General features: G+C 62.7%; 20 protein-coding genes. 7 read left to right on the forward strand and 13 right to left on the reverse strand.

Translation table 11 applies throughout. From position 1 onward, the window contains the following. Positions 1 to 58: 58 nt before the first annotated feature. The 3 genes from IT549_RS12535 to IT549_RS12545 all read left to right on the forward strand — a co-directional run bounded on the left by IT549_RS12535 (position 59) and on the right by IT549_RS12545 (position 5,150). Positions 59 to 1,345: an MFS transporter gene (locus tag IT549_RS12535; protein ID WP_292974063.1), complete on the forward strand. Its 1,287-nt coding sequence runs from the start codon at positions 59 to 61 to the stop codon at positions 1,343 to 1,345. Positions 1,346 to 1,443: 98 nt separating this feature from the next. Then, the gene (locus IT549_RS12540; protein ID WP_292973678.1) at positions 1,444 to 2,451 is read left to right on the forward strand and encodes a substrate-binding domain-containing protein; all 1,008 of its coding nucleotides are present in this window, start codon (positions 1,444 to 1,446) and stop codon (positions 2,449 to 2,451) included. 236 nt (positions 2,452 to 2,687) lie between these two features. Further along, positions 2,688 to 5,150, forward strand: coding sequence for a TonB-dependent receptor (locus IT549_RS12545; protein WP_292973680.1), 2,463 nt, complete (start codon positions 2,688 to 2,690; stop codon positions 5,148 to 5,150). 91 nt (positions 5,151 to 5,241) lie between these two features. On the opposite strand, the gene IT549_RS12550 is transcribed toward IT549_RS12545, so the two are convergent. From IT549_RS12550 to IT549_RS12595, 10 genes are all read right to left on the reverse strand, one after another. Next, the gene (locus IT549_RS12550; protein ID WP_292973682.1) at positions 5,242 to 6,789 is read right to left on the reverse strand and encodes a tryptophan halogenase family protein; all 1,548 of its coding nucleotides are present in this window, start codon (positions 6,787 to 6,789) and stop codon (positions 5,242 to 5,244) included. Further along, positions 6,776 to 7,768, reverse strand: coding sequence for an ROK family protein (locus tag IT549_RS12555; RefSeq protein WP_365777046.1), 993 nt, complete (start codon positions 7,766 to 7,768; stop codon positions 6,776 to 6,778). The genes IT549_RS12550 and IT549_RS12555 overlap by 14 nt, the downstream gene beginning before the upstream one ends. Beyond that, a complete protein-coding gene (locus tag IT549_RS12560) occupies positions 7,656 to 8,816 on the reverse strand; it encodes a glycoside hydrolase family 68 protein (RefSeq protein WP_292973684.1) in 1,161 nt (386 codons plus the stop codon). Before IT549_RS12560 ends, IT549_RS12555 begins: the two co-directional genes overlap by 113 nt. A 302-nt stretch (positions 8,817 to 9,118) precedes the next feature. Further along, complete coding sequence (locus IT549_RS12565; protein ID WP_365777050.1) at positions 9,119 to 9,403, reverse strand: helix-turn-helix domain-containing protein; 285 nt, start codon at positions 9,401 to 9,403, stop codon at positions 9,119 to 9,121. A gap of 651 nt (positions 9,404 to 10,054) precedes the next feature. Further along, positions 10,055 to 10,930, reverse strand: coding sequence for a DUF3883 domain-containing protein (locus IT549_RS12570; protein WP_292973686.1), 876 nt, complete (start codon positions 10,928 to 10,930; stop codon positions 10,055 to 10,057). Between the two features lie 52 nt (positions 10,931 to 10,982). Continuing rightward, positions 10,983 to 12,287, reverse strand: a complete 1,305-nt coding sequence (locus tag IT549_RS12575; RefSeq protein ID WP_292973688.1) for a type II toxin-antitoxin system HipA family toxin — start codon at positions 12,285 to 12,287, stop codon at positions 10,983 to 10,985. 2 nt (positions 12,288 to 12,289) lie between these two features. Then, the gene (locus IT549_RS12580; protein WP_292974069.1) at positions 12,290 to 12,505 is read right to left on the reverse strand and encodes a helix-turn-helix domain-containing protein; all 216 of its coding nucleotides are present in this window, start codon (positions 12,503 to 12,505) and stop codon (positions 12,290 to 12,292) included. Between the two features lie 130 nt (positions 12,506 to 12,635). After that, the gene (locus IT549_RS12585) at positions 12,636 to 12,842 is read right to left on the reverse strand and encodes an antitoxin Xre/MbcA/ParS toxin-binding domain-containing protein (protein WP_292973690.1); all 207 of its coding nucleotides are present in this window, start codon (positions 12,840 to 12,842) and stop codon (positions 12,636 to 12,638) included. Between the two features lie 305 nt (positions 12,843 to 13,147). Beyond that, the gene (locus IT549_RS12590) at positions 13,148 to 16,339 is read right to left on the reverse strand and encodes a hypothetical protein (protein WP_292973692.1); all 3,192 of its coding nucleotides are present in this window, start codon (positions 16,337 to 16,339) and stop codon (positions 13,148 to 13,150) included. Continuing rightward, a complete protein-coding gene (locus IT549_RS12595; RefSeq protein WP_292973694.1) occupies positions 16,333 to 17,196 on the reverse strand; it encodes an ABC transporter ATP-binding protein in 864 nt (287 codons plus the stop codon). Before IT549_RS12595 ends, IT549_RS12590 begins: the two co-directional genes overlap by 7 nt. 59 nt (positions 17,197 to 17,255) lie before the next feature. Here IT549_RS12595 and IT549_RS12600 point away from each other — a divergent pair, with 59 nt between their 5' ends. From IT549_RS12600 to IT549_RS12610, 3 genes are read left to right on the forward strand one after another with little or no spacing between them, the layout of a single operon-like run. Continuing rightward, the gene (locus tag IT549_RS12600) at positions 17,256 to 17,387 is read left to right on the forward strand and encodes a hypothetical protein (protein ID WP_292973696.1); all 132 of its coding nucleotides are present in this window, start codon (positions 17,256 to 17,258) and stop codon (positions 17,385 to 17,387) included. After that, on the forward strand, positions 17,384 to 18,883 hold the full coding sequence (locus tag IT549_RS12605) for a histidine kinase (RefSeq protein WP_292973698.1): 1,500 nt from the start codon (positions 17,384 to 17,386) through the stop codon (positions 18,881 to 18,883). Before IT549_RS12600 ends, IT549_RS12605 begins: the two co-directional genes overlap by 4 nt. Beyond that, a complete protein-coding gene (locus IT549_RS12610; RefSeq protein WP_292973700.1) occupies positions 18,877 to 19,560 on the forward strand; it encodes a LytTR family DNA-binding domain-containing protein in 684 nt (227 codons plus the stop codon). Before IT549_RS12605 ends, IT549_RS12610 begins: the two co-directional genes overlap by 7 nt. An 84-nt stretch (positions 19,561 to 19,644) precedes the next feature. Here the strand turns inward: IT549_RS12610 and gstA are convergent, their stop codons facing one another. After that, entirely contained in the window at positions 19,645 to 20,247 is a 603-nt protein-coding gene (gene gstA / locus IT549_RS12615) for a glutathione transferase GstA (protein ID WP_292973702.1), read from the reverse strand. 28 nt (positions 20,248 to 20,275) lie between these two features. Next, the gene (locus IT549_RS12620) at positions 20,276 to 21,340 is read right to left on the reverse strand and encodes a nitronate monooxygenase (protein WP_292973704.1); all 1,065 of its coding nucleotides are present in this window, start codon (positions 21,338 to 21,340) and stop codon (positions 20,276 to 20,278) included. Positions 21,341 to 21,701: 361 nt separating this feature from the next. Here IT549_RS12620 and IT549_RS12625 point away from each other — a divergent pair, with 361 nt between their 5' ends. Next, positions 21,702 to 22,010 carry a helix-turn-helix domain-containing protein gene (locus IT549_RS12625; protein WP_292973706.1) on the forward strand — a complete coding sequence of 103 codons (309 nt, stop codon included), beginning with the start codon at positions 21,702 to 21,704 and terminating at the stop codon, positions 22,008 to 22,010. Between the two features lie 5 nt (positions 22,011 to 22,015). Here IT549_RS12625 and IT549_RS12630 read toward each other — a convergent pair whose 3' ends face one another. After that, complete coding sequence (locus IT549_RS12630; RefSeq protein WP_292973708.1) at positions 22,016 to 23,962, reverse strand: hypothetical protein; 1,947 nt, start codon at positions 23,960 to 23,962, stop codon at positions 22,016 to 22,018. Between the last annotated feature and the right edge of the window lie 22 nt (positions 23,963 to 23,984).

Below are 23,984 nucleotides of genomic sequence, written 5' to 3' on the forward strand. Positions count from 1 at the left end.
AGGGTTTCAGGTGCAGACCGCCGAAAAGCCAAGATTGTCGCTGCTGAGAATCATCGAGATGAATGTGGGCTTTTTCGGGCTGCAATTCAGTTTCGGGCTCCAGCAGGCGAACATGGGGCCGATCTATGGTTTCCTCGGTGCCGATGAGGCGACGATGCCGTTGTTGTGGCTCGCCGGGCCGATGACCGGACTGATCATCCAGCCGATCGTGGGTGCGATGAGCGACCGCACCAATTCGCGTTATGGGCGCCGGACACCCTATTTCCTGATTGGCGCGATTGTCTGCAGTATCTGTCTATTCTTCATGCCCTACTCCCCTGCGCTTTGGGTTGCAGCCTCGCTGCTGTGGATTCTGGATGCAGGCAACAACATCACGATGGAGCCCTACCGCGCCTATGTTGCCGATCGGCTTGCGCGCGAGCAGCGTTCGGTTGGCTTTCTGACGCAGAGCGCGTTTACGGGACTGGCGCAGACCCTGTCCTATCTGGCGCCGACTTTGTTGACGGGCATTGTGGCCAAGGACGTGCTGGACGCGAACGGCATTCCGGTGATCGTGCGGATCGCTTTCATCATTGGTGCGATCCTGTCGATCTCCACAATCGTGTGGTCGGTCTGGCGCGTTCCGGAACTGCCGTTGACCGATGATGAGAAGGCCTTGCTCGAGCAGAGGCCGATGACAGTCAAGGCGACCATGGCCGAGATTGTCGATGCGATCCGCGAAATGCCAAAGCCGATGCGCCAACTGGCCCTTGCCATGCTGTGCCAGTGGTATGCGATGTTCGCCTATTGGCAGTATGTCACTTTCGCTGTCGGGCGTTCGATCTACAACACCAGCGACGCGACCAGTGCTGCCTTTCGCGACGCCACGCTGACCACCCAGCAGGCAGGCGCGCTCTATAACTTTGTCGCCTTTCTGGGCGCACTGCTGCTCATTCCCATTATCGCTAAGCTGGGCGCGCGGATAACCCATGCGGCCTGTTTGACTGCATCCGGGATCGCCATGCTGCTGCTGCCTGGCGCCGATACGCCGGCTGCGCTGTTTGTATTGATGCTGGGCATTGGCATTGGCTGGGCCGGGATGATGGGCAATACCTATGTCATGCTGGCCGATTGTATCCCGCCGCAGCGCAATGGCATCTACATGGGCATTTTCAACATGTTCATTGTGATCCCGATGCTGATCCAGACCCTGACCATGCCGCTGATCTATCGCCCGCTATTGGGCGGTGATCCGCGCAGTGTCCTGATCCTGGGCGGGGCGCTCATGCTGCTGGGGGCCCTGGCAACCTTGTTTGTGAATGCGGGACACCGCGTGCCGGTTGAACATAAAATGGTTGATGGCTAGGGACAAAACCATGCAAGCATCTGCAGGATGCCATTCCGGCCTTGGTGCGTCAGATGCAGGGTGAAAAATTGCCGATGCCTAACCGCACCAGAATTACGATGAGCGGTCTCGCAAAGCTGTCGGGCGTCGATATTTCAACCGTGTCGCGCGCTTTGAATGACAGTCCCCTGGTCAATGGCAAGACCAAGGAGCTGATCCTCCGGCTGGCGAACGAAACGGGCTATGCCATCAACGCCCGGGCGCGCAGCTTGCGCAAGCAATCTAGCCAGACACTGGGTATCGTCATTCCCGTCTATCCGGGTTCGCACCAGAACCTCTCCGATCCGTTTTTCCTCGAAATGATCGGCGCTGTTTCGCAGGCGGCTGCAAAGCATGACTATGACCTGATCATCAATCTGCCGCACAGCCCATCCGAAATAGCCGAGCAGCGCCTGCTGCTTTCGGGCAAGGCGGACGGCCTGATCGTTATCGGTCAGGCCGGACGAACCGAACGGCTGAAATCGCTGGGCGATGCGGCCGATCGGGTTGTCGTCTGGGGCGGCATGATCGACGCGGCAGGCTATACGCTGGTGGGCAGCGACAATTTCGAGGGTGGGCGACTGGTTGGTCAGCACCTCACGGATATCGGTCGTCATAAAATCGCTTTTCTCGGCGATGTGGATCTGCCTGAGGTGAAGCTGCGTTACGATGGGCTGGTGTCTGTCTTGCAGGAACAGGGGGATGGGAAGTCCCTCCCCTTGCTGATCCCTTCGTCCTTCGATGGCCATGAAGCTTACCGCAAGGTCCTTGAACTGTGCGACGGTTCAACCGGATTTGATGCCATCTTTGCTGCGTCGGACGTGCTTGCCATCGCAGCCATTCACGCCGTTCAGGCCAAGGGTCTGCGGGTGCCCGAAGATGTTGCCATCGTCGGTTACGACAATATCGGACAGGCTGAGATGATCTCGCCTGGATTGACCACCATCGATCAGAATATTGCCCTGGGCGGCGAGATCATGGTCAATGCCCTGATCGACAAGATTGCCGGCAAGCAGGTGGGTGCCACGCTGACGCCCACAAAGCTGGTGATTCGTGGCAGTACTGTGGGCGCAAAACCCAAGCCTTAGGATCGCCAGGGATGAAGCTCCGTGCGCAGCTGCCGGGGTTGCCAGCGGTCGATCTAGGCGACTCGCCATAAATATCTGTAATATAACTGCAAATGCCGAGAGTGGCCGACCTCGAGCATCTTTTTGCAATCGGTTGTATTTTCCGTTTGCAATCGTTTGTTTCTGGAATTAGGACTTGTCCCGCACACTGCAATATTACGCCCCAATCATAGGGCGATCACGGGAGGATATGACCGATGAAAGTGATCCGTCGCGCCTTGTTGGCAACGGCTGCTACGACAGCCTTTATCAGTGCGAGCGCCCATGCGCAGGATGCGCAGCCTGAGGGCAATGGCGCCGAAGACAACGAGATTGTGGTCACCGGTGTGGTCTCCGCGGCGGGCAAGAACAAGATCGACACTTCGGTTTCGGTATCCTCGCTGGATTCGGAAGCGATCGCTGCCAGCAATCCGACCAACCTAGCCGAAGTCTTCCGCCAGCTGCCGGGCATCCGTTCGGAAAGTTCATCGGGCGGCGGCAACTCGAACATCAACGTTCGCGGCATCCCGATCTCGACCGGCGGCGCAAAGTTCCTCTCGATGCAGGAAGATGGCCTTCCGATTCTGCTGTTCGGCGATCATCTGTTTGCGCCAGCCGATGGCTTCTTCAAGTCGGATTCGACGCTGGCCCGTGTTGAATCGGTTCGCGGCGGCACTGCCTCGACGCTCACCACCAACGGCCCGGGCGGGATCATCAACCTGATCGGCAAGACCGGCAAAACCGGCGGCGGATCGGTCGCATTCGGTATCGGCGTTGACCACAAGGACTACCGCGTCGATGCGGAATATGGCGCCAGGCTGGCTGACGATCTGTACTTCCATCTGGGCGGCCACTTCCAGCAGGGCGGTGACTATCGCGATTCAGGCTACAGCCCCGTATCCGGCGGCCAGCTGCGCCTGAGCCTGACCAAGGAATTCGACGCCGGCTATGTCCGCGTCACCGGCAAGTTCATCGACAAGAAGGAACAGGCCTATTTCCCGCAGCTGGTCTCGCGCACCGGCAATGCGACCAGCGGCGAAGTCGGCACCAGCCTTGGCAATTTCGATGCTGCCAACCACAGCCTCTACAGCAACCTGACCCGCAACGGTCTTGCGGTAAACGGTCGCAACCAGCTTGAACCTTATGATGCTGCCGATGGGCTGCACCACAAGGTGAAGTCGATTGGCCTCGAAACCAAGTTTGACCTTGGCGGCGGTATCAATCTCGCGACCAAGTCGCGCTATCAGGACATCTCGGGCCAGTTCCTGGGCTTCTTTAGCTATGGCGCACTGGACGCGGCCTCACTCGCCGGTTCGACCTATTACAATGGCCCCCTGGCCGGCCAGGCGGTGACCGCAGGCAACCTGCCTAACGGGCTCGCAACCGAAGTCGCCGTGTTCGACGTCAATCTTGATGACATGAGCAACTTCGCCAACGACGTGCGCCTGTCGAAGACCTTTGACATTGGCAGTGGCTCGACCGTGGACTTCACCGTTGGCCACTTCTTCATGCACCAGAATTTCAAGCAGGATTGGCACTGGACACGGCTTGTCACAACCACCGAAAACGATGCTGCGCTGATTGCAACTCCGGGTTCGATCAATGGCATTGCCGGCGTCAACCAGGCGTTCGGCTGGGACGGTTCGAACCGCAATTACGATCTGGAAGCGGAAGTTAGTTCGCCGTTTGCCGCGATCGCCGTAAAGTCCGGCAACCTTAGCGTTGACGCCAGCATGCGGTACGATTTCATGCGGCAAAATGGGGTGCGCACGGCTGGGGCAGGAGCTCCGTTCGATGTCAATGGCGATGGCGTGATTACCGGATCGGAAGCCACCGTTTCGCTGAACACGGGTGTAGTCGATGCCCGTGCCGATCTGAAGGCCGACAATTTCGCCTGGTCCGTTGGCGCCAACTACCTGGTCGGTGACAACTTCTCGATCTTTGGCCGCGCCTCGAGCGGCGCCTCGTTCAACTTTGACCGCGCCCTTGATTTTGGGGTTCGCGATGCAAGCGGCGGATTGCTGGCCGGCGCTGAAGGTGCCTATGTCGATCAGGTCAAGCAGTACGAAGTCGGCTTCAAGGCGCAAGATCTGAAGCTGGGAGGCGGCGAACTCGATTTCTACGGGACCGTGTTCCTGTCGAAAACCGAAGAATCGAACATCACTATCACGCCTCCGACCGGGCAGATCCGCAAGTATGACGCCAAGGGCCTTGAGCTCGAAGCCTACTACAAGAGCGGCGTGTTCAACCTCTACGCAACGGCCACCTACACCGATGCCGAGATTACCGACGCGCGCAATTCCGCAAACGTCGTGAACACGGCACTGATCGGCAATCGGCCGCAGCGCCAGGCCAAGCTGATCTGGGCGGTCACGCCCAGCCTGGACCTTGGCCGGGTTCGCCTGTCAGCCAGCTGGATCGGCACTGGCAGCAGCTTTGCCAACGACGCCAACACGCTCACCCAAAAGGGATACTCGGTCGTGCACCTGACCGGGGCCCTGAGCCTGACCGATAATCTGGAGCTTTCGCTCAACGTCAACAACCTGTTCGACAAGGCGGGGATCACCGAAGCGGCGAATGACGGGCGTGAGTCGCTCTATGCGGCGGCTCCCAACACGGTGACGATCGGACGTTCGATCCAGGGCCGCACGGTAGCTGCAAACATCCGCTTCAAATTCTGATCGGGGTCGCAAAAAGGAAGGGCGTCCGCAGGTTGCGGGCGCCCTTTTTTTGTCCAGTGACAGATAGATCAAGCCTTGCGCGCGGCGCGCGCTAGAGCTTCTGGAGGGCCTCGAAATAGGCCAGATTCGCAACGGTGTCGCGCTGCACAAAATCACGCAGCCTTGATCGGCGCTGGGCCAGCTCTTGAATCATGGTGCTGACCTGCCCGCCCGGTTTGGGCGAGCCACTTCCGGCCCCTGCCCAACCCATGCCGTAGAGGACGAATTTGTAATTGGTGGCCGAGAAGCACTGGGTCGTGCTGTGGAAATCATAGATGCTGGGCACCGCGGATTCCCAAGACGCCAGATTGGCCTGCAGCGAAGGCGGAATCGTCGCGGTATCGCAATTGTCACGCCAGAATGCCGTGTCGCGCCGGTTTGACAGGCAATAGTGCAGCTTCAGGAAATCGGTGATGTTGTCATAGTGATTGTGCAGTATCCGGTTGTAGCTGGCTTGGGGCTGCGCCCCGCCTAGATAGCGCGGCACAAATTCCAGCATCGCCCAATTGGCCATCTCGATCAGATAGATTCCGGTCGATTCGAGCGGCTCCAGAAAACCGCTCGACAGCCCGATCGCCACGCAATTGCCGCGCCATTGCTGGTCATGATAGCCAATGCGCATATCAAGCCGGCGCGTTTCCAGCTCTTCGACCGGCTGCTGCACATAGGCCGCCAGCTCCCCCTTGGCGGCATCGTCATCGATATAGCGCGAGCTGTAGACATGGCCGACGCCCCGGCGGTCCTGAAGCGCGATATCCCAGATCCAGCCGGCGCTTTGTGCGGTCGATTTGGTATAGCCGATGACGTCCGCCAGGCTGTCATTTTCAACCCTGGTCACAACGGCGCGGTCAACAAACAAGGTGTCTGACAGGCTGTTGAAGCTGTTCTGCTGATCGGAATTGATCAGCCGGGCGGCAAAGCCGGTGCAGTCGACAAACAGATCGGCCGCGATCCGTTCGTCATTATCCAATCGCAGTGCGCTGATGTCGTCGCCATCGCGCTCGATCGCCACGACCTTTTGTACCTTGTGGCAGACGCCGCGTCCTTTGCTGAGAGTCTTCAGGAACTGCGCAAGTTTCCCGGCATCAAGATGATAGGCATAGGCGAGCGCCCCGTCATAGGGCTTGTCGGTGAAGCTCTTTGGAGCCCGACCGCTGCGGGCAATCTCGGCCTGCACCGAAAATTGCTCGGCATAGGCGCCGCGCTGATCCGGTGGCAGTTGCAGCCATTGCCAGGTCGCATCCCTTCCTGCGACCATGATCTGGTCACCGAACGGGTGGAAATAGCTGTTGGTGCCGTCCTGCTTGGGATCGTCACGCCAATTGATGAATTCGATGCCCTGCTTGAAGGTAGCGCCGCAGTTTTTCAGGAAGAGATGTTCCTCGATACCGCAAGCCGCCAGCGTCTGGCGGATCGAGGGGATGGTGGCCTCCCCCACGCCAACGGTCGGAATATCCTCGGCTTCGATGACTGTAATTGCAACTGGGCGGTTCAGGGTGTGAGGCAGCTGGTTTTGCAAGAACGCCGCAGTCAGCCAGCCTGCCGTGCCGCCACCGACAATGACAATCGCCACTCCCTGATCGGCGTCAGATTTCGACATTCACAGCCTTCTTTGCGAGTTCGAATGCGCCGACAATGCCGGAGCGAGTGCCAAGGCCGGGTGCGACGATAATCTCATCCGCAAGCACGCCGAAATAGCTGCCCGCATAAGCGGCCGCCCGTGCTCTTACCTTGTCGAGCAACCCTGCAGTCTGCAAGACCCCGCCACCCAGAATGATCCGCTGCGGTGAATAGAGCGCGATCAGGGTCTGGCAGAGCTGGGCCAGGTAATCGGCGATGATCTCGTGGGCCAGATGGTCCGGTGCCAGGTCGGAAAGCGTGGCCCCCCACCGCGCCTTGATCGCCGGGCCGGATGCCAGGCCTTCCAGGCAGTCGCCATGAACCGGGCAGGCACCGGCAAAGCCCAGGTCCTGAGGGTGGCGGCGCAGCATCACATGGCCCATTTCCGGGTGGCGACTTCCCTTGATCGTCGCCCCGCCGATGATCGCCCCGCCCCCGATACCGGTACCGACAGTGACATAGATCGCCACATCGCAGCCCTTGGCTGCACCATGCTGATATTCACCAATGGCAGCGCCATTCACATCCGTATCAAGTCCAACCGGACAGCCCAACGCAGCACCAAGGCGAGCGGCGACCCTGGCCTGGCTCCAACCCGGCTTGGGGGTGTCGGTGATGCTGCCCCATGTTGGCGAGGCAGGATCAAGGTCCACCGGCCCAAACGAGGCGATGCCCAAGGCTGCAATGCCGCCTTGGCCTTGAAACCACTCTATCGCGCGCTGGAGCGTTTCGTCGGGCGTAGTTGTCGGTATTTGCGTCTGGGCGACGATCTCATCGTGGCCATTGCCGATGGCGAGGACAAATTTGGTTCCGCCCGCCTCGACCGCGCCGAACAGGTTTCTCGCGTCAGCCGACATGGACCAGGTCACCGCACAGGCTTGCGCGATTGCCGTCCAGAACCAACCTGACGAACGGTGCCGGGGTTCCGCCAAAGCTTTCGGCGGCCAGCTGGGAATCATTCGCCAGGCTGCGCCCCTTGAGGCCCCAATGATCGACAAAGCTGCTCACCAGCAGCTCTTTGGTCACGTGCCAGCTATAGGTCTGTGAGGGCTCTTCGCGGGGATTGGCCAGGATCAGACCGCTGCCGTTGATCGGTTCATAGTCACCAAAAAGCTGGTCGGAGACCATGCCGTAAAGGCCCGTGGGCCCAATCGGACCCGCCGGATCAAAAGTGCCGGCCTGGGTCACCCAGAAGAGATAGTAACGACCATCCCGGGCGACCATATGCGCGCGTTCCAGCTCATTGTTGACGCCGTCGGCATGCAGCAGCGGCGGCAATAATTCCCAGCTGTCTTGGCCCGATCGGCGGGCAATGCCCACGGCCCCGTTGTATTCGGATGTCGAGCCCGCCAGTGAGGCTGTGAACAGCAGATACTCTTGCCCATCAGCCGGGTCGCAGAAATAGGCGGGATCGCGAAAGGCCGTGATCTTGCCCGGCTCGCCCTCTTGCTGATCAGCCAGATCGTAGAAGTCGCCGCTGTTGACGACGGATTCGCGCAGGTCGCTCCAGTGCGCAATATGACCGTCTGGCTGCAAAGTGCCGTGCGCCTCAAACAGCCGCTGCTGATAGCCGCCGGGGCGGTCAGCGCGACCAGCGGCGGTAAAGAACAAGGAGACTGTCTTGCCCTTCAGCAAGGCCGTGCCAGCCCATTCGCGTTCAAAGGCGTAATCCGTATCGGGCAGAGCCCAGCCCAGGTCACGCCACTGGTTGCCCTTCAAGCGCAACAGCCTGATGCGCGCTTCAAAATGGCGCAGTCCCGGATCCGACCGGTCAGGAGCCCCAAGCGCCATCCACAGGGATCCGCCAGCGATTTCCGCGATGCTGCCGTCAGGAAGCTGTACGGGCCACATGTCCCACAGCAAAATTCCCGGGAGGAGAGGGCGAGCTTGGAGTTCCGAAATCAGCCCAACAGCAGGGAAATCCTGCGGTTGGATGCGGGAAACATGCTCGTGCGTCCATGCTGAGGTCAAGGCGAAGGGATTCCTAATCAAACCGTCTTTCGCCAACGCCTAGGAAATGGGGCAACGCTGTGCAACAGAAATTTGCAATCGATTGTATAAAAGATCGAATGGAAAGCGCGCCGCTTCGCCGACCAAGCCTGATTCCCCGATGCGACCGCCATTTCAATCAGCCCTGGCATGCAATTGTCCGTCGATTGTCGGCTGAGCGCAGGGAGCGTCTACGCGTCTGCAATGTTGGCGCGCGGCTGGCCGAGACTGTGATGCTTAGACTTCATAGCGCGTTCCAAAATCTACCGGCGGGTTTTCTATGGCTTCGCTCCAAAACCAGCCGTTCCGGATTGTCCAGCTTATCCGCCAATGAAGCGGCCAGGCACGACGCGAGCATTGCTCAAAAGGGCACGCAAGCTTTCCATCGGCACGAGTGTGCAACGACCCACTTTGATCGCATCAAGATCACCTGAGGCGATGAGCTCATAAAGCTTCGATCGGCCTATTCCAGTCATACGGACGGCATCTGGAATGCGGACCGCCAAAGGCTCAGCGCCATTCGAACGGCTCGCCTTGGACGCGAAAGCAAATGGCAGTTGGAGTTGCTCATCTCCAGCCTTCACTGGGTGCTTCCGGGCGCTCATTTACTGCTGCCCAGTTGCTCGCGCTCGACGCGGATTCGGAAGGCGTCGATTACGCGCTGACGTAACTTTGGATCTGGGTGTGCGTCTATCAGCCTGTCTAGCGCGCACATGGCGAAAGCGAGCTGGCGACGGATTTGTAGCGTCTGCGGGCGAGCATCTTTGCGGACTTCCTGGCCCTGGAATAGATCGGTCAGGAAAGTCGCAACCCAGTGGCTACGAGTGTCCTTTGCCCGCCTTGCCCCCCCGGCGATCCAAGCAACGATATGCGAGGGGAGATAGGCTTGTACTGATCGGTTTTTGTTCATTGCAGACTCCAAATTTGGGGAGCCTGGTTCGCGCTTCGCAAGGCAATATCGTTCTATTTATGTTCTCATAAAAGTCAAGGTGCTGATCGCAATTGAATTGCGGGTGATTTGAACTGATTGTGGTGATTTGCTTCGATTGAGAAGTGACGAAGCGCCGAGATTGGCCAATTCTCCAATTTTCTAAGTGCCTTACCAGCCAAAATTGTGGCGTAGGGTGTGCTCTACACTGTTCCCAGCTTCGCGGCTGTGTGCTGGGTACGTAACCTATTGAAATACCGCCACTGATCTTCATTCCGGAAGGATTTCTTGCCGTCGCGGCATTCGAGCCGAAATTCAAAGCGATTTGTTACCGAAGGGCCGCGAGAAAACTGGTCGGTGTTAGCTCAACGTGATCTTTGAGTGGCGGCCGGAGGGCAAATGCCTGCGGCTTCCGCGCGAAGTTCCATAATCTAAGGAGGTGCCAGTCGTCACGGCGCGCTTCTGCGATTGCAACCTCGTTGCGAGAGATATGAAAGGGCGTTCGCTCCCATCCATTGGTCGTTTTCACTTCGACCAAACGTTCACGGCCATCAGGCTCGAAGCTGGAAATGTCGAAGCCATATCCATCGCCATCTAGCACTGAAGTCCATCGCACCTTGTCTGCGAGATCGCCACGTCCAGCTTGCAAGAGGGTTTGTCGCTCGTGATGTAAGACCAGCTCCTCACCGGCCTTCCCCAGTTTACGATTGCGGGCATCGCGCTCGGCAACGTCATATTTGCGGCCAATTGCGGCCATGAATTCCGGATCAACGGGTGGCGGTTCGTTGCGTTGGGTCGGCGGAGGACCGATCCATAGAGAAGGCTGATCCGGAATGAGGCGACTGGATCCGGTGATGGCATCCATTTCGCCAACCGCAGCACCCATCGCAAAGCTTCCCGGTGCCAGCCAATCCGGCCTGGCATCCAGCCAACGAAGCACGCCGTCGACGAGGGCGTTCTGAAAATTCGCGGCAGGCTTGTAACCGTCGATCCATGGCTGGCCGAGACCGAGAAGAACTGCACTGATATTTTGGTGTTTGAATTCGATCGAACCCTGACTTCGCTGAGGGGAATGCAAGAGGGCTTGTAGGGCTCGATTATGTTCGGCCTTGTTGAACGGGTGACCAGCCAGCTCGTCGCTGAGCATCGCAAAATAGTCTGCGACGATCAGGTCGATCTCGATATCGCTCCATGCCTCGGCCATTCGTACTGGCTATCCGCTTTGTTGCACTCTGACCAGGGCCTGACCGAGGGCTTCAACTGTAGGCCGAATCCGGCGGACCAATCTCTGTGTCAGCAGTATCTAATTCGGGAACGCCTTCCATTCCAGAATGCGTCCTGACTTCGGTCGCTCGTTCTTCGATCTCCGTCGCGAAGATCTTCAGCATTACCAAGCCAGCAGGCATCGCTGCCACTTCTTCAACCGCTGCGGGCAATTCGCGAAGCAGTCGCGTAGTCACCTGTTCTACCCGTTGCACCGTCCCCCGCGCTGCCAGTCCTGCAGCTTCGGCCATGCGGCGCCAGTGGCGGCCGTAGATGTGGCGGCCTCGGCGCTGGCCGCCGATAGCCTGGGCGTGGTTCTGGGTGATATTGGCCCAAGCGAGGCCGGACATCAGGTCGTAGAGCGGGGCCAGTTGCGGGGCGCCGGGGCCGAGCAGGATCGAATAGTTCTTGGCGTGCGAGTCCACGTTGCCGATCGCTATGTTCAGGATTGCGGCGTCGAGTAGGCGGTTGATATCGCGGGCGGTCATGTGCTGGCGGACGAGCGAGAACAGGTCGGCAATCGAGGGGCCGCGCGTTCCGGTGCCGTTGAATTCGTACTTGGCGGCAGGCGGGCGGGCTAGTGCCTGGCAGAAGTCTTCCTGGTGCAGGCGCTTGACCTCGTGGCCGGTTCCGGTGCGGTCGTAGCGTTCGACGAGCAGATAGCTGCGTCTTCCTGCAACGCCGGTCGTGATTGGTGCGACATTGAGGCCGATCCGTCGGGCCAGGACCATGCACAGCGCTTCGTTCTGGACGCTGCCGGGCAGGCGAGGATTGTCGGGTTTGAGGATGTGGGTCGATGGCGCGCCGTTGATTGGGATGGCTAGCTCGCCTTCGATCAGCGCGACGGGCAGCTTGTCCTGTGCACCCGCGAGGCTCATCGAGACGCCTTCCTCACCGATCAAGAATGGGCGGGCGGGTAGTTCCTCGATTATCCGTTCGAGTGCGTCGGCATCCAGGATCGGGCGATAACCGGGCTCGCCGCGCGGTTGCTGCGGGGCGATGCTGAGCGCTCCTGCGAGATCGTTGCCGGTTTCGGCGATCAGGCCGAGCGCATCCCCAGGGGCGACACCAACGGCGCGGGTCATCGCGCGTAAGGGCTCGCCTTCGGGCAGCAGGTTCATGAGCCAGGGCAGGACCAGTTCACTGCCCAATGGCCCGCGTTGCAAAGGCATGGCTAGCGAGACTGGAAAGCGGTCTGGGGCAGTCAGCCAGGCGTCGGCGTAGGTGAGCGTTGTTGCCTGGGCGTCAGCGCTGATTGTGGCGACCTGGCGATTGCCGAAGTGGACGGGCAGTTCCACGGTCAGCCTTGCGCTGTGCCGATTGCGGTCAGGCGCAGACCGACGGCTCGGGCGGCGGCGAGCGCTTTGCCGAGCTGGGCGGTGGGCTTGCCCGCTTCAAGGTCGACGATGAAGCGTTCGCCGCTGTTGATCGCAAGCGCTAGCTCCCGCTGCGTGAGGCCAAGGGCCTTGCGGGCAGTGGCGACGGCTGCGCCGAATTGGAGAGCGTCTTCGATCATGGCATTCTTACCGAGCGGGAAGAAAGCACAAACGAACAGACTGATCAAGTCATTTTCTTACCGAACGGGAAGGTATCATGCCGAAAAACGGGAACAACGCCAAAATCTTACCGATCGGGAACATATTTGATCAGTTCTTGAAGCGAAAACCTGCGAGGTAGTCGGCAACCCCTGCAACTCCGGCGCTTCCTGCAATGGCAGCAAAGGGCGAGCAACCAAAGTCCAGGTTTTCGGTGTGCAGCCACTGGCGTGCGGCATCAAGATCGCCACCCATCAACGCGCGCAAATGATCGAGCAAGACCCTGGCGTCATCGCCGCCGACCTCCAGACCGTTCATGCAGCAAAGATGGCGTGGCAATTGCGGACACGCAACACCCTCTTAACGCAAACTCCCGGCTTGCCCAAATCACTCATTTTTGCTATCCGAAATCCGACTCCCCGATGGATCGGAATGGACCGTGGCGAACGGTCGTGCACTGGGCTTTGCCCGGTGGGATAAATTGTGGGCAAAGCTTGCGCCTCCGCCCAAGTTCATTTTTAAGATCATGTTTTTACATGATTTTTTCGGCTACCTCCCGCTCCGCCACCTGCCCCCTTGCCCTGCGATTGCCCCCTGGGTAGCAAACGGATTGGGCCTGGGCTTCAGCTGCTGACCGGGCACCCCGATCGCTGAAGCGCGGTTTCGATGGCGAGTTGATCGAACAGCAGCATATCGACGATTGCCGCGCGCTCCATTCCGCCGCGCCGCTTGAGCGCCAGCACGAAATCGAGCGAGCGGGCCGGGTGGCCGGATTGGCGGGTCATTTCAGCTAGGTCATGCAGCGCCCCGACAATGGCCTTGTCACCCAGCCGCTGGCGCAGGCAGGCGAAGGCCAGGGTGGCGCGCGAATACATGTCTTCGGTATCCTCGGCAGCGATCAGCGGCACGGTGACTTCGGCCGGAACCAGCCGGGCGTGGGCCAGGCGATCCGCCTCCCAATCGACCAGCGCCTGCATTGCCGGGGTGCCATAGCGCCGCTCGATCATCACCAGCTCGGCATATTTGGCCAGCGATTCGATCAGGAACGCCCGTTCCTGCGGCAAGCCATAGCCCAGCAGGTGCCCGAACCACTGGTGTGCGGTTTCGTGGACCGCGCGGCGGTAGGCCTGATCGAACCCGGCATCGCCAGCCGGCCGCGCCCGGAACCCGCGCCGGTCCGAGATGAGCATGCCTTGCGGGAACGCATAGCCGCTGGGGCCGGTTTCCGGCGCGGCGATCAGGCGCAGGGTCGTTCCCGGGTAGGGCGCCACATCGCGATCGAGCCAGACCAGCGTATCGCGCATGGCCAGCAGGTTGGCGCTGTCCTGCCCGACAGGGTCGGGCGCGTAGATTTCGGTCGTCAACGATCCTGCCGGCCAGCGCTGCGCCGGCCATGGCACTGCGGCGAACAGCGGCAGGTTGCGGATCGGGCGATCGGTGCGGAACAGGAAATGGTCACGCCCGGCGCTGCGCCACTGGCGGACCAGTTCACCCGGGGCGATCGCGGATTGGCCAGTCGGAACCGAAAGGACCGTTTCGAACGTGGCCTGCCGATCGGCCAGCAGGCCGGTGGCGGCACCCATTTGCGACGGCGCCGCGACATTCAGCGGCGGCAGCCCCAGCCGTCCGCGCCGCGCCGGATCGCGCAGGGTCAGCTCACGCTGGAAACCGATGACCGGCAGGATCTGGAACGCCGGTACGGTGGCGAATTGCGGGCGCAGGATCATCAGCCCTGCGGTGCCCGAAAGCCCCGACTGGCGGATCCGGGCGGCAAAGTGCAGCACGCGCTCATCGCCCGGCTGCATCGGCCGGGCCAGCCGCAGCACGATCTGGCCAGTGTAGGGATCGCGAGCTTCGGCACTGGCGCCGTCGATCGCGACATCGCCCTCTACCTCGGTCTGGTTGCGACCGACCAGGATCCGCGCGATCGGCGCGGCGGTGCGGTTGATCAGCGCCAGGTCGGCGCGCAGCTCGACACTGCGGCCATCGGCGGCGAAATCGACCCGGGTCAGCACCGCGGCAACCTGCGGCTGGGGGCGCCCCTCCCACTCCGCATAGCGCAGTTCATAATCGGCCCGGCGCCGGGCGCGCTCATCGGCGCTGGTCAGGGCATGGTCGGCAACGAGCCGTTGGTGGATGCGTGCGCCTTGCCACGCCCCGCCGGCCAGCAGCAGTGCGGCGACCGCCACCAGCGGGTGCAGCAGGGCCCGGACCGGCGTCGCCTGTCGCCAGAGGGTGCCGCGATGGTGGAGCCGCACAGCAAGCAAGAGGCCGCCGGCACAGAGCGCGACCCAGAACGGCCCATAGCCGCCCAGCACGTCCCAGTTGTTTCCCAGCCCCAGCACGCGATCGGGTGCGTCCAGCGGCAGATTGAGCGGCTTCCACAGCGGATGGTCCAGACCCATGGCGATCATGACGCTGCTATGCCCCAGCACGAACAGGACCAGCCCGGCCAGATTCGCCACAAGCCGCGATCGCAGCACCGCGTGCAGCGTCACAAACAGCGTTGCCGCGAGCAGCAGCCCCGGCAGGGCCTGGGCGCCCTGTTCCAGATATTCGCGCAGCGCGACCGGCGACCGGGCCGCCAGCTGCGCCGCCGCAACGATCAGCAAGGTCAGCGCCAGCAGCGCTGCGGCTACCAGCCACAGGCAGGCAAGCTGCGCCGCGATCAGCCGCCACGAAGCATAAGGCGTGGCGGCGACCAGTTCGGCCAGCCGGGCAGTGCCGGCCATGCGGCTGACCCGGTCCGCCGCATAGAGCAGTACAAGCGCCCCCAAGGCGGGCAGCAGATCCCACATCACGCGGTTCAGGGCGTCGCGGCTGTCAGGGTTCAATACGGCGAGCGGTTCGGCATAGCGCATCCCGCTGAACACCTCGGGAAAAATCAGCAGAGTCCATCCAGCAATCGCCAGCAGCGCGAACTTGTCACGCAGGACCCAGCGCAGCGAGAGCATCAGCAGGCCGGCTTGCCCCTGCCGCACGGCAGACAGGGCGGACCACCGCGCCGATCGGGGCGTGGCACCATCGTGGGCGGGATTGAGCGCCGGGACCTGGCCAATTCCGCGCAGCAGCGTCAGGCACACCGCCAGCCAGCCCAGCCGCCCCAGCAGCATGGCCACTTCGCGCGACAGCGGCAGGCCGGCCAGCGGCGGCGGATTGACCAGCGCGGTAATCGCATAGGGATCGGCCAGCAGCATCGCCGTGCGCAGCGGCTGCCAGGCCACCAGGCTGCCGGCGATCAGGGGCGATCCGGTCAGAGTGGCGAGGCCCAGGTATGCCGCCCAGCCGAATGCTGCGGCGAAATAGACCAGACCGGACTTGCCCCTGGCGCAGCTCAACCAGGCCAGCAGGCTGCTCCAGATCAGGCAGGCCGGCAGCTGGACCCAGACCGCCAGCTCCGCGCTTAGCCAGGCCAGGGCTGCAAGGTGGCCGGGATAGTCCAGGGTCAGCATGCCGGCGATGACCAGTTGCAGCGCCGCGCAAGTGGCGAACAGCAGTGCCGAGAAAACGGCCAGCCGGACCGCCAGCCAGGCCCGCGGCACTTGCGGATAGGCGGCAAACAGCTCGCCCAGGCCGTGTTCGACTTCGCGCAGGAAGACGATCGGGGCCAGCGCGCCCGCGACAACCGGCAGCACGAACGCGGGGACGAACAGGTTGAGCCGCAGCACGGCTTCGAACAGCTCGCGCTGGTTGCGCGGGGCCTCGTTCGCGGCGGCCAGCGCCAGGAAAGCGATCGCTCCCACCATCGCCGCCCAGACCAGCGGGTGACGCCGCACCACCAGCCATTCGCTGCGCCAGCCAGCGCGGGTCAGCATGGCCGGGCGCCGTGCAGTTCGAGGAAGTACCGGTCTTCAAGACTGGGCACGGCAGGCGTGAACCCAGCCCCCGGGCACGACACCGCGAAGCAGCGGTGCACTGGCTGCCCGCGCCGGTAGGCGGTGCTGAGATGCCGGGCCGGCGAACGCGCCGGGACGGGTTCGGCCGATTCCCAGACCCGGCCAGCCAGCTCTTCCACCAGCCGGGCCGTTTCACCGCGCGCCACCACCTTGCCGCCCTGCACGACTGCCACTGCGCTGCACAGCTGTTCGATATCGTCGACAATATGGGTCGAGAGCAGCACCACCCGTTCGCCGCTGAGCTGGCTGAGCAGGTTGTAAAGCCGCATCCGCTCTTCGGGGTCGAGCCCGGCGGTCGGCTCATCCAGGATCAGCAGCGCCGGATCCCCCAGCAGCGCCTGGGCAATGCCCCAGCGCTGACGCATTCCCCCGGAGAAGGTGGTCACGGGCCGATCGGCATGCGCGGTAAGATTGGTCAGTTCGAGCAGCTGGTCGATCCGGCTGGCGGTCTGCGCATCGTCGGGCAGGCCCTTCAGGATCGCCATGTGGCGCAGCATGGTGCGGCACGAGGCATGCGGATAGGCACCAAAGGATTGTGGCAAGTAACCCAGCCGGCGGCGCAGCGCCACCGGATCGGCCAGCACGTCGATCCCGTCAAATCGGATGCTGCCGCTGTCGGGCAGCTGGATTGCCGCCAGGGTGCGCATCAGCGTGCTCTTGCCCGCACCATTGGGACCCAGCAGGCCGAACATCCCGGGCGGGATCGACAGGTCGATCCCGTCGAGCGCCCGCACCCCGCCGCGATAGGTTTTGCCAAGATTGCGAACTTCCAGCATGCAGCCTCCGGTCTTTCCAGAGGCGGCTGGCGCAGTCTCTCCAGTTGAGCAATCGCGCGATGACCAAGGCCGGCTTTGCCGTGATCGGTTGCGACGGCATCATCTTTGCCGCCATTCGTCAGCGCAATCGGGCCGTTCGTCAAAAAGGACTGCCAATTGCCCGTCGCCGCCGCCAGCACCGGGCGACATGAGGGAACCGATCGAGGTGAAGCTGTCAGAAGGGCCGTGTCACCGCGCACTGCTGCTCCAGGCGGCACCGGTGCTGGTGGCGGCGCTGGTGATCGCGCTGGCAGATCAGGTTGGCAGCGCGGACCCGCGGTGGACCGCGCTGGCCGGAACCGTGGTCAGAGTGGTCGGCCTGCTCCTGCCCGCGCTCGCCGCGCATGTGGCAGCCTGCCGGTGGCGCCCGGCGCCTGCCGGGCTGGCCTGGCTGACCGGGTTCCTCGCCTACCCCGCCACGCTGCATGTCGTGAAGCCGGGCGGGACGCTGACAGCCGGGCAATGGGCACTGGCCGCCGGGTTCAGCGCGATCTTCCTGCTGCTCCATCCCGGAGCCCGCCAGCACTATGGCAGGCCCGGCCGGGCCGGGGCGCCAATCCAGCGGCTGCCACTGACGCTTGACGGCACGGTCGCGGCGCTGCTGGGCCTGTGGGTGCTGGGTACGACCTCGCTGTTCGCTTCGACCCCGGACGCGGTGCGCAACCAGCCCTTGCGGGTGCTGCTGGACTGGCGGCGGATCGCTGCGGAGCCCGGTGAGGCGCTGTGGTATCTGGTGCAGTTCAGTGCCCTTGGTGTGACCCTTTACGGCTGGTACTGGGCCTGTCGTCATGTGCTGGTCCGACGGGTGTTGCACCGCCACGGGATGATCCCTTTCGGCTTTGCGACGCTGGCCTTGCTGGCGTTGGGCGCTCCGGCAGCATCCAGCCTGGGCCTGCTTTTGCCGCTCAACATTCCGGAATGGACCATCATCCCGTCCGAAAACCACAACCCGTTCGACTGGACCAATTACAGCTTCGCAATCTGGCTGACGGTGATCATCCTGCCGATCGTCCTGGCGGTCGAACGGCTGCTGGCCGAACAGGCCGAAGCCAGCAACCGCCACGAACGAATGCGCGCCGAACTGCATTTGCTGCAGCAGCAGATCAACCCGCACTTCCTGTTCAACACGCTCAACACGCTCTACGCCCTGTGCCTGCAGGACCGCGCGGAAAGCGCGGCGGCGGTGATCAAACTGTCCGATCTGCTGCGTTATGTCGTCTATCGCGGCCCCGAAGAGCGCGTCGCGCTTGATGCGGAAATGGACTACCTGAGGAACTACCTCGATCTCCAGCAACTGCGCTTTGGCCATCGCTGCACCCTGATTGCTGACTGGCCGCCGGCGGGAACCGGCCTGGCACTGCCACCGCTGCTGCTGATCATGCTGGTCGAGAATGCCTTCAAGCATGGCGTGGAACCCAGCGACGGGGCTTGTGAAGTGCGGATTTCGGCAAGCATCGAAAGCGGAAGACTGCACTTTTGCTGCGTGAACTCTTTGCCTGTCGGCCGGCCTGACGAAGCGCCTGGCATGGGCCTGGCCAACTTGCGGCGGCGGCTCGAACTGCTGTTCGGGCAGGACTTCCACCTATCGACCAAGCAACAGGGCAGCGAATGGCAGGCCCGGCTCGAACTGGATCTCGAACCATGCTGAACGTGCTGATCGTCGATGACGAGCCGCTGGCCCACGAAGTGCTGGCCCACCATTGCCGCAGCGAACCGGACATCGCGATCGCGGCCCATTGCCTGAGCGCCGCCGATGCTTTGGCCCAGCTTCAGGTTCAGCGGGTGGACCTGATGTTCCTCGATATCCGCATGCCAATGTTCGGCGGGCTCGACCTGCTGCGCGGCCTGACGAAGCCCCCTCTGACAGTGATCGTCAGCGCGCATCAGGAACACGCGCTTGACGGGTTCGAACTCGACGTGGTCGACTACCTGCTGAAGCCGGTCAGCGCGGATCGATTTGCCACCGCACTGGCCAAGGTCCGCCGCCGGATCGCCGAGCGCACGGGGGCCGAGGCAGCGGCACCTGACGATCTGGTCCTGAAAGTCGATCGGGCGATGCGAAGCTTCCGCCTGGCGGAAATCTCCAGCTTCGAAGCCGAAGGAAACTTTGTCCGGGTAGTCGGCGATGGTGGCAGCGTGCTGGCGACTGCGACCTTGAAGTCCCTGCTCGACCGGCTTCCTGATGATCGCTTTGCGCAGGTCCACCGCAGCTTCATCGTCAACAAGGCGCGGGTCGTTGTCCAGCACAGCGACCGGCTGCGGCTGCGCGATGGCCGGACGATCCCGATCGGCCGCTCGTTTCGCGATGCACGGCTGCTGAAATAGCCAATCGCCGGACTTTGGGGTGGTGAAAAAGTGGGGCGCACGCTCGAGTGCGGGGGGCGGTGGTTCGGCTTGCGCCCCAAGCGATCAGGCCTCTCGGGCCATCGCATCCTTGACCGCCGGGCGTGACCCGACCCGGTCCATCCAGTCGACGATCGCCGGCCAGCGGTTCAGATCGATGCCCTGAAACGCAGTCCAGCGGGTCACGGCAAAGCCATAGCTGTCGGCCGGAGTGAACTGCGATCCGCAAAGCCAATGGCGACCATCGGCCAGTTGGCCTTCCAGCACGTCCAGCTTGCTTGATACCAGCGCGGTTGCCGCAGCCCTGGCATCAGCAGAGCTGGCGGGATTGAACAGCGGGCCAAATGCCTTGTGCAGCTCGGTCGCGATGAAGTTCAGCATCTCCTGCACCCGGGCCCGCGCAATCGAACCCGCCGGGGGGATCAGGCCCGCCGCAGGGGCGCTGTCGGCCAGGTGCAGCACGATAGCCACACCTTCGGTCAGCACGCTGCCATCGCCGAGTTCAAGCGCCGGCACCTGGCCCTTGGCCGTGACCGAGCGGAAGTCGCGGCTAACTTCAAGCGTCTTGGTTGCCAGATCGACCCGCGCCAGGACAAATTCCGCACCGATTTCGTGCAGGATGATGTTGGGCGAAAGCGAGCAGGCACCTGGAGAGTAGTAAAGTTTCATGACATTTCCTTGGTTGGGGGGAAGGGAATCAAAGTTCAGTGCGGATTGAAGCGATCAGCCCGGCCGCGCTGCGATGTTTGAGCAGCGGGGCTGCCTGGCCGGCGTAGAGCGAGACGAAATCCTCGATATTGGCCGCCAGCCCGGCGGACTTGAGCTTGCCGACAAACCAGCCGTGGATCGGAAATGGCGGCAACTCATGCGCGCGCCGGCCGAATTCCTCGATCACCCGGCTGGGAATCCCGCGCGCCAGGCGTCCGGTGTAGGCCCGGGTCAGCACCGTGGTCTGCGCGCGCGCAGAAAACAGTGCGTCGCGGTGAACGTCGGCTGTCCCGGATTCGGCGCAGGCAACAAAGGCGGTGCCCAGCTGCGCAAGGTCGGCACCTGCTGCCCGGGCGGCCCGGATCCCCGCGGCATCGGCCATCCCGCCCGCAGCAATGATGGGCTTGCTGGTTCTGGTACTCGCCAGGCGGACCAGGGTTGCCGTGCCCATCAGGCTGTCTTCGGCCCGGGCCAGGAACGACGGGCGATGGCCGCCAGCCTCAAACCCGGATGCAACGATCGCATCGACCCCGGCCGCATCAAGCGCCTCGACTTCGGCAAGGGTGGTTGCGGCGCCGATCGAGAGAATCCCCAGCCGGCGGCATTCCTGCAGGATGGCGGCAGAAGGGATGCCAAACACAAAGCTGAACACGGCCGGTCGGGCGGCCAGCAGCGCATCGATCTGATCGTCGAAGCGCGGATGATAATGCTGCGGCGGTTCCGGCCGGTCGAGCCCGAACTCCTTGAAATAGGGCTCATAGAAGGCCCAGGCCCGCTCAAACGTGGCGGGGGTCATGTCATCCCCTCCGGGATCGTGATCGTTGACCCACAGGTTAATCGCAAAGGGCCGGTCAGTCTGGGCCCGGGTCGCAGCGATAGCCAGCGCGATCCCTTCGCCCGGCAGGTTGTGCGCCCCGAACGAGCCCAGGGCGCCATTGTTCGAAACGGTCGCGGTCAGCTCGACGGTGGACAGTCCCCCGCCAAAGGGACCCTGCACCAGGGGCAATTCAAGGCCGAGCTGACTGGCCAGGCGGGAATGTTTGGTCGTGGTCATGGTATCCTGCGATCTGGCGCGCTTCGACGCGCTGGAAACGGCTCCGCAAGGAGCAAGGCGGCACGCGCCTGCGTTCGGCAACTGCAGCAACAGGCGTGGCTGCAGTGCCGGGCACGGCGTTAGAGAAATTCGGCTTGGTGGGCGGCCCTGGGCTGTTTGCTCAGGTCAGGTCTGGCGAATGGGACATTGTTCGACTTCGCATTGGTTTCGATTGGTAACCAGATAAATTTGAGTTACCATGCTTGCAAGGCTGGCGACGCACAATCAGGTTACCGCCGCGAAACCGTGAGGCCCTATGGCATTGAAATTACGTAAGAACAGATCTGAAGATCTCGAACCGTTGTGCCCGCTTGGTGAATGCATGCAGCTGATCGGCGGTCTGTGGACTCCCAATATCATCTGGCATCTCAGCGGCGGCCCGCGCCGTTTCAGTGAACTGCGGCGCGACATTCCCGAAGTTTCGGCCAAGATGCTGACAACCCGGCTGCGGGAGATGGAGCAGGCCGGGGTGATCGACCGGCTGGTCGTGCCTTCATCCCCGCCATCGGTGGAATACCGACTGACCGATCTGGGGCAGGAACTGATGCCCGCGATCAAGGCGATCGTTTCGGTCGGCAAACGGCTGAAGCTGCGCGCCGGGGCTGTGCCCGCAGCCGCCCCTTTCGGTTAGGCCGGTCAAACCGGGACAGTGATATGCTTGCCGCCGAACACGGCTTGCCAGTTTTCGATCTCGGTCACCACAATGTCGTCGGTGGCACGGGCCAATTCGGCAACACTGGCATAATCAAGCGCGCTGGCGGGTGCGGCCAGCAGCAGTTCGGCGCGGTGTTGGACCACTTCGAGCTTTTCGGTCGACACTTCCGAAATCGCCGCAAACCGGTCAAAGTCCCCGAAATAGCGGATCCCCGCCAGCATCCCGCCCAGCGCAGGAAACAGCACACCAAGGAACGTGAAGATCTTGGACAGTTCGTGCGGCCAGTCATGCGGCACCAGGTGCAGCGCCGCCGCGCCGCGTACCACCAGGTAGGACGCGACCGACAGCACGGCGAGCTGGAACATCCAGGCCGATAGCCGGTCCAGATTGGCATGCGTCGTGGCCAATCGCCTGGCTTTGGCACGATGATATTCCAGCTGCCCGGCAATGTGCTGATCAAGCAGGCCGTGCAGCGCCCCGCGCAGGTATTCGCGCGTTGTCGCCACCTGCGGCAGGCCAACCTCGCGCAGGCTCTGCAACGCATAGAATTCGGGCCAGTTGCCACCCGCCCCCTTGGGCCAATGTCCCGGCGCCCGGGCCGTGCCCAGCGCCATCATGATCGGGGCAAGGCGCAGGTATTCGGCAACCCGCCTGGTTTCAAACCAGCGGGCATGCCACCGCGCCCGCCGACCATACGAGGTCACTGCCAGGATACTGCAGAGCAACAGGAACTCCGTCAGCGCGAAGATCCACTTAACGTCGGAATCGAAGAACGGCAGATAGGCCGTGCCGACGACGATCGCCAGGCCCGAGGCCACGAAATTGGCAGCCATCCCGCCGCGATAGAGATCGGAAACCCGTGTGGACAGGCCATCGGCCCAGGCAAAGCGTTGCAGGATCCGCTGGGCGATCGCCGGCGCGAAAGCCGGGTCAGCACCAGGCAAGGTGTCCAGCGCGCGCAGCAGGCCCTGCCCACTGCCGGTCGCAATCGCTTCGGGCTTTTCATAGGTCTGGCGCAGCGAGCGCAGGCGATTGCCGCCGCCCCCGAACACTGCCTCAACCCGGCGATAGAGGTGGAACAGCGGATGGCTGCGATCGCGCCACTTCTGCACGCCCAGCGCCGCCATCGCATGGCGCACGCTGCCATCGCCGGCTGGATGCAGTGCGGCCCTGACCACATCGGCAAGATGATCGGCCTGCTCGGCATCGGGTTCGGTCGAGGGATGCTGCAAGGCTTCGACGCTGCGCAGCACCCGCCAGTGTTCAGGCGCATGGGCATCGATCAGGACCACCGGCGCACCCATCATCAGCGCGACCCCGATGGTATGCCCGGTCCCCCCGCCGAACGAGCGCGATACCCCGTCCCAGACCCCGATCAGCAGATCGGACTGTTCGATCATGACCCGACCCGCCAGCTCAACGCGCTGCGACACGCGGGTCGCGAAATGCTGTGCCGCCGGCACATCGCCCGGCGCTGCCAGCATGGCCTGGTGCAGCGCGGCGATTTCATCATCGGCATCGGACAGTTCGAACAGCCGCGCCCTGGCGCACAGGTCCCTGATGGCCGCGGCACCAGCGCTGACACCCGGATCTTGCGGGTCCCGCCCGTCAAGCAGCGCACGCGCTTGATCGGCAGTGGCCGGATGCGCGTTGATCGCGCAGTTGAGCGCCCGGCCAAACGGCAAGGGCGCGACCAGCTCCCAACCGCGCGCGAGCGCGCTTTGCGCGGCCAGATGATCGGTCCCGTCAGCTAGCAAGGTGTGCAGCCGCACCGCTTCTCCCGAGGCGGCGGCAGAGATGATATCCAGCACGGTCGCCAGCACCGCTTCGATCCGCGCCCGGTTGGCGGCGAACGCGGGATTGCCGGAGCGGTGTCCGGTGACGCCGATCGAAAGGCGCGGCTGCGGGGGCGGAGGAGCAGTGGTCAAGAGTTGACTATGGTTATCACTT

This window comes from Novosphingobium sp., from assembly GCF_020852455.1.
Lineage (GTDB): Bacteria > Pseudomonadota > Alphaproteobacteria > Sphingomonadales > Sphingomonadaceae > Novosphingobium.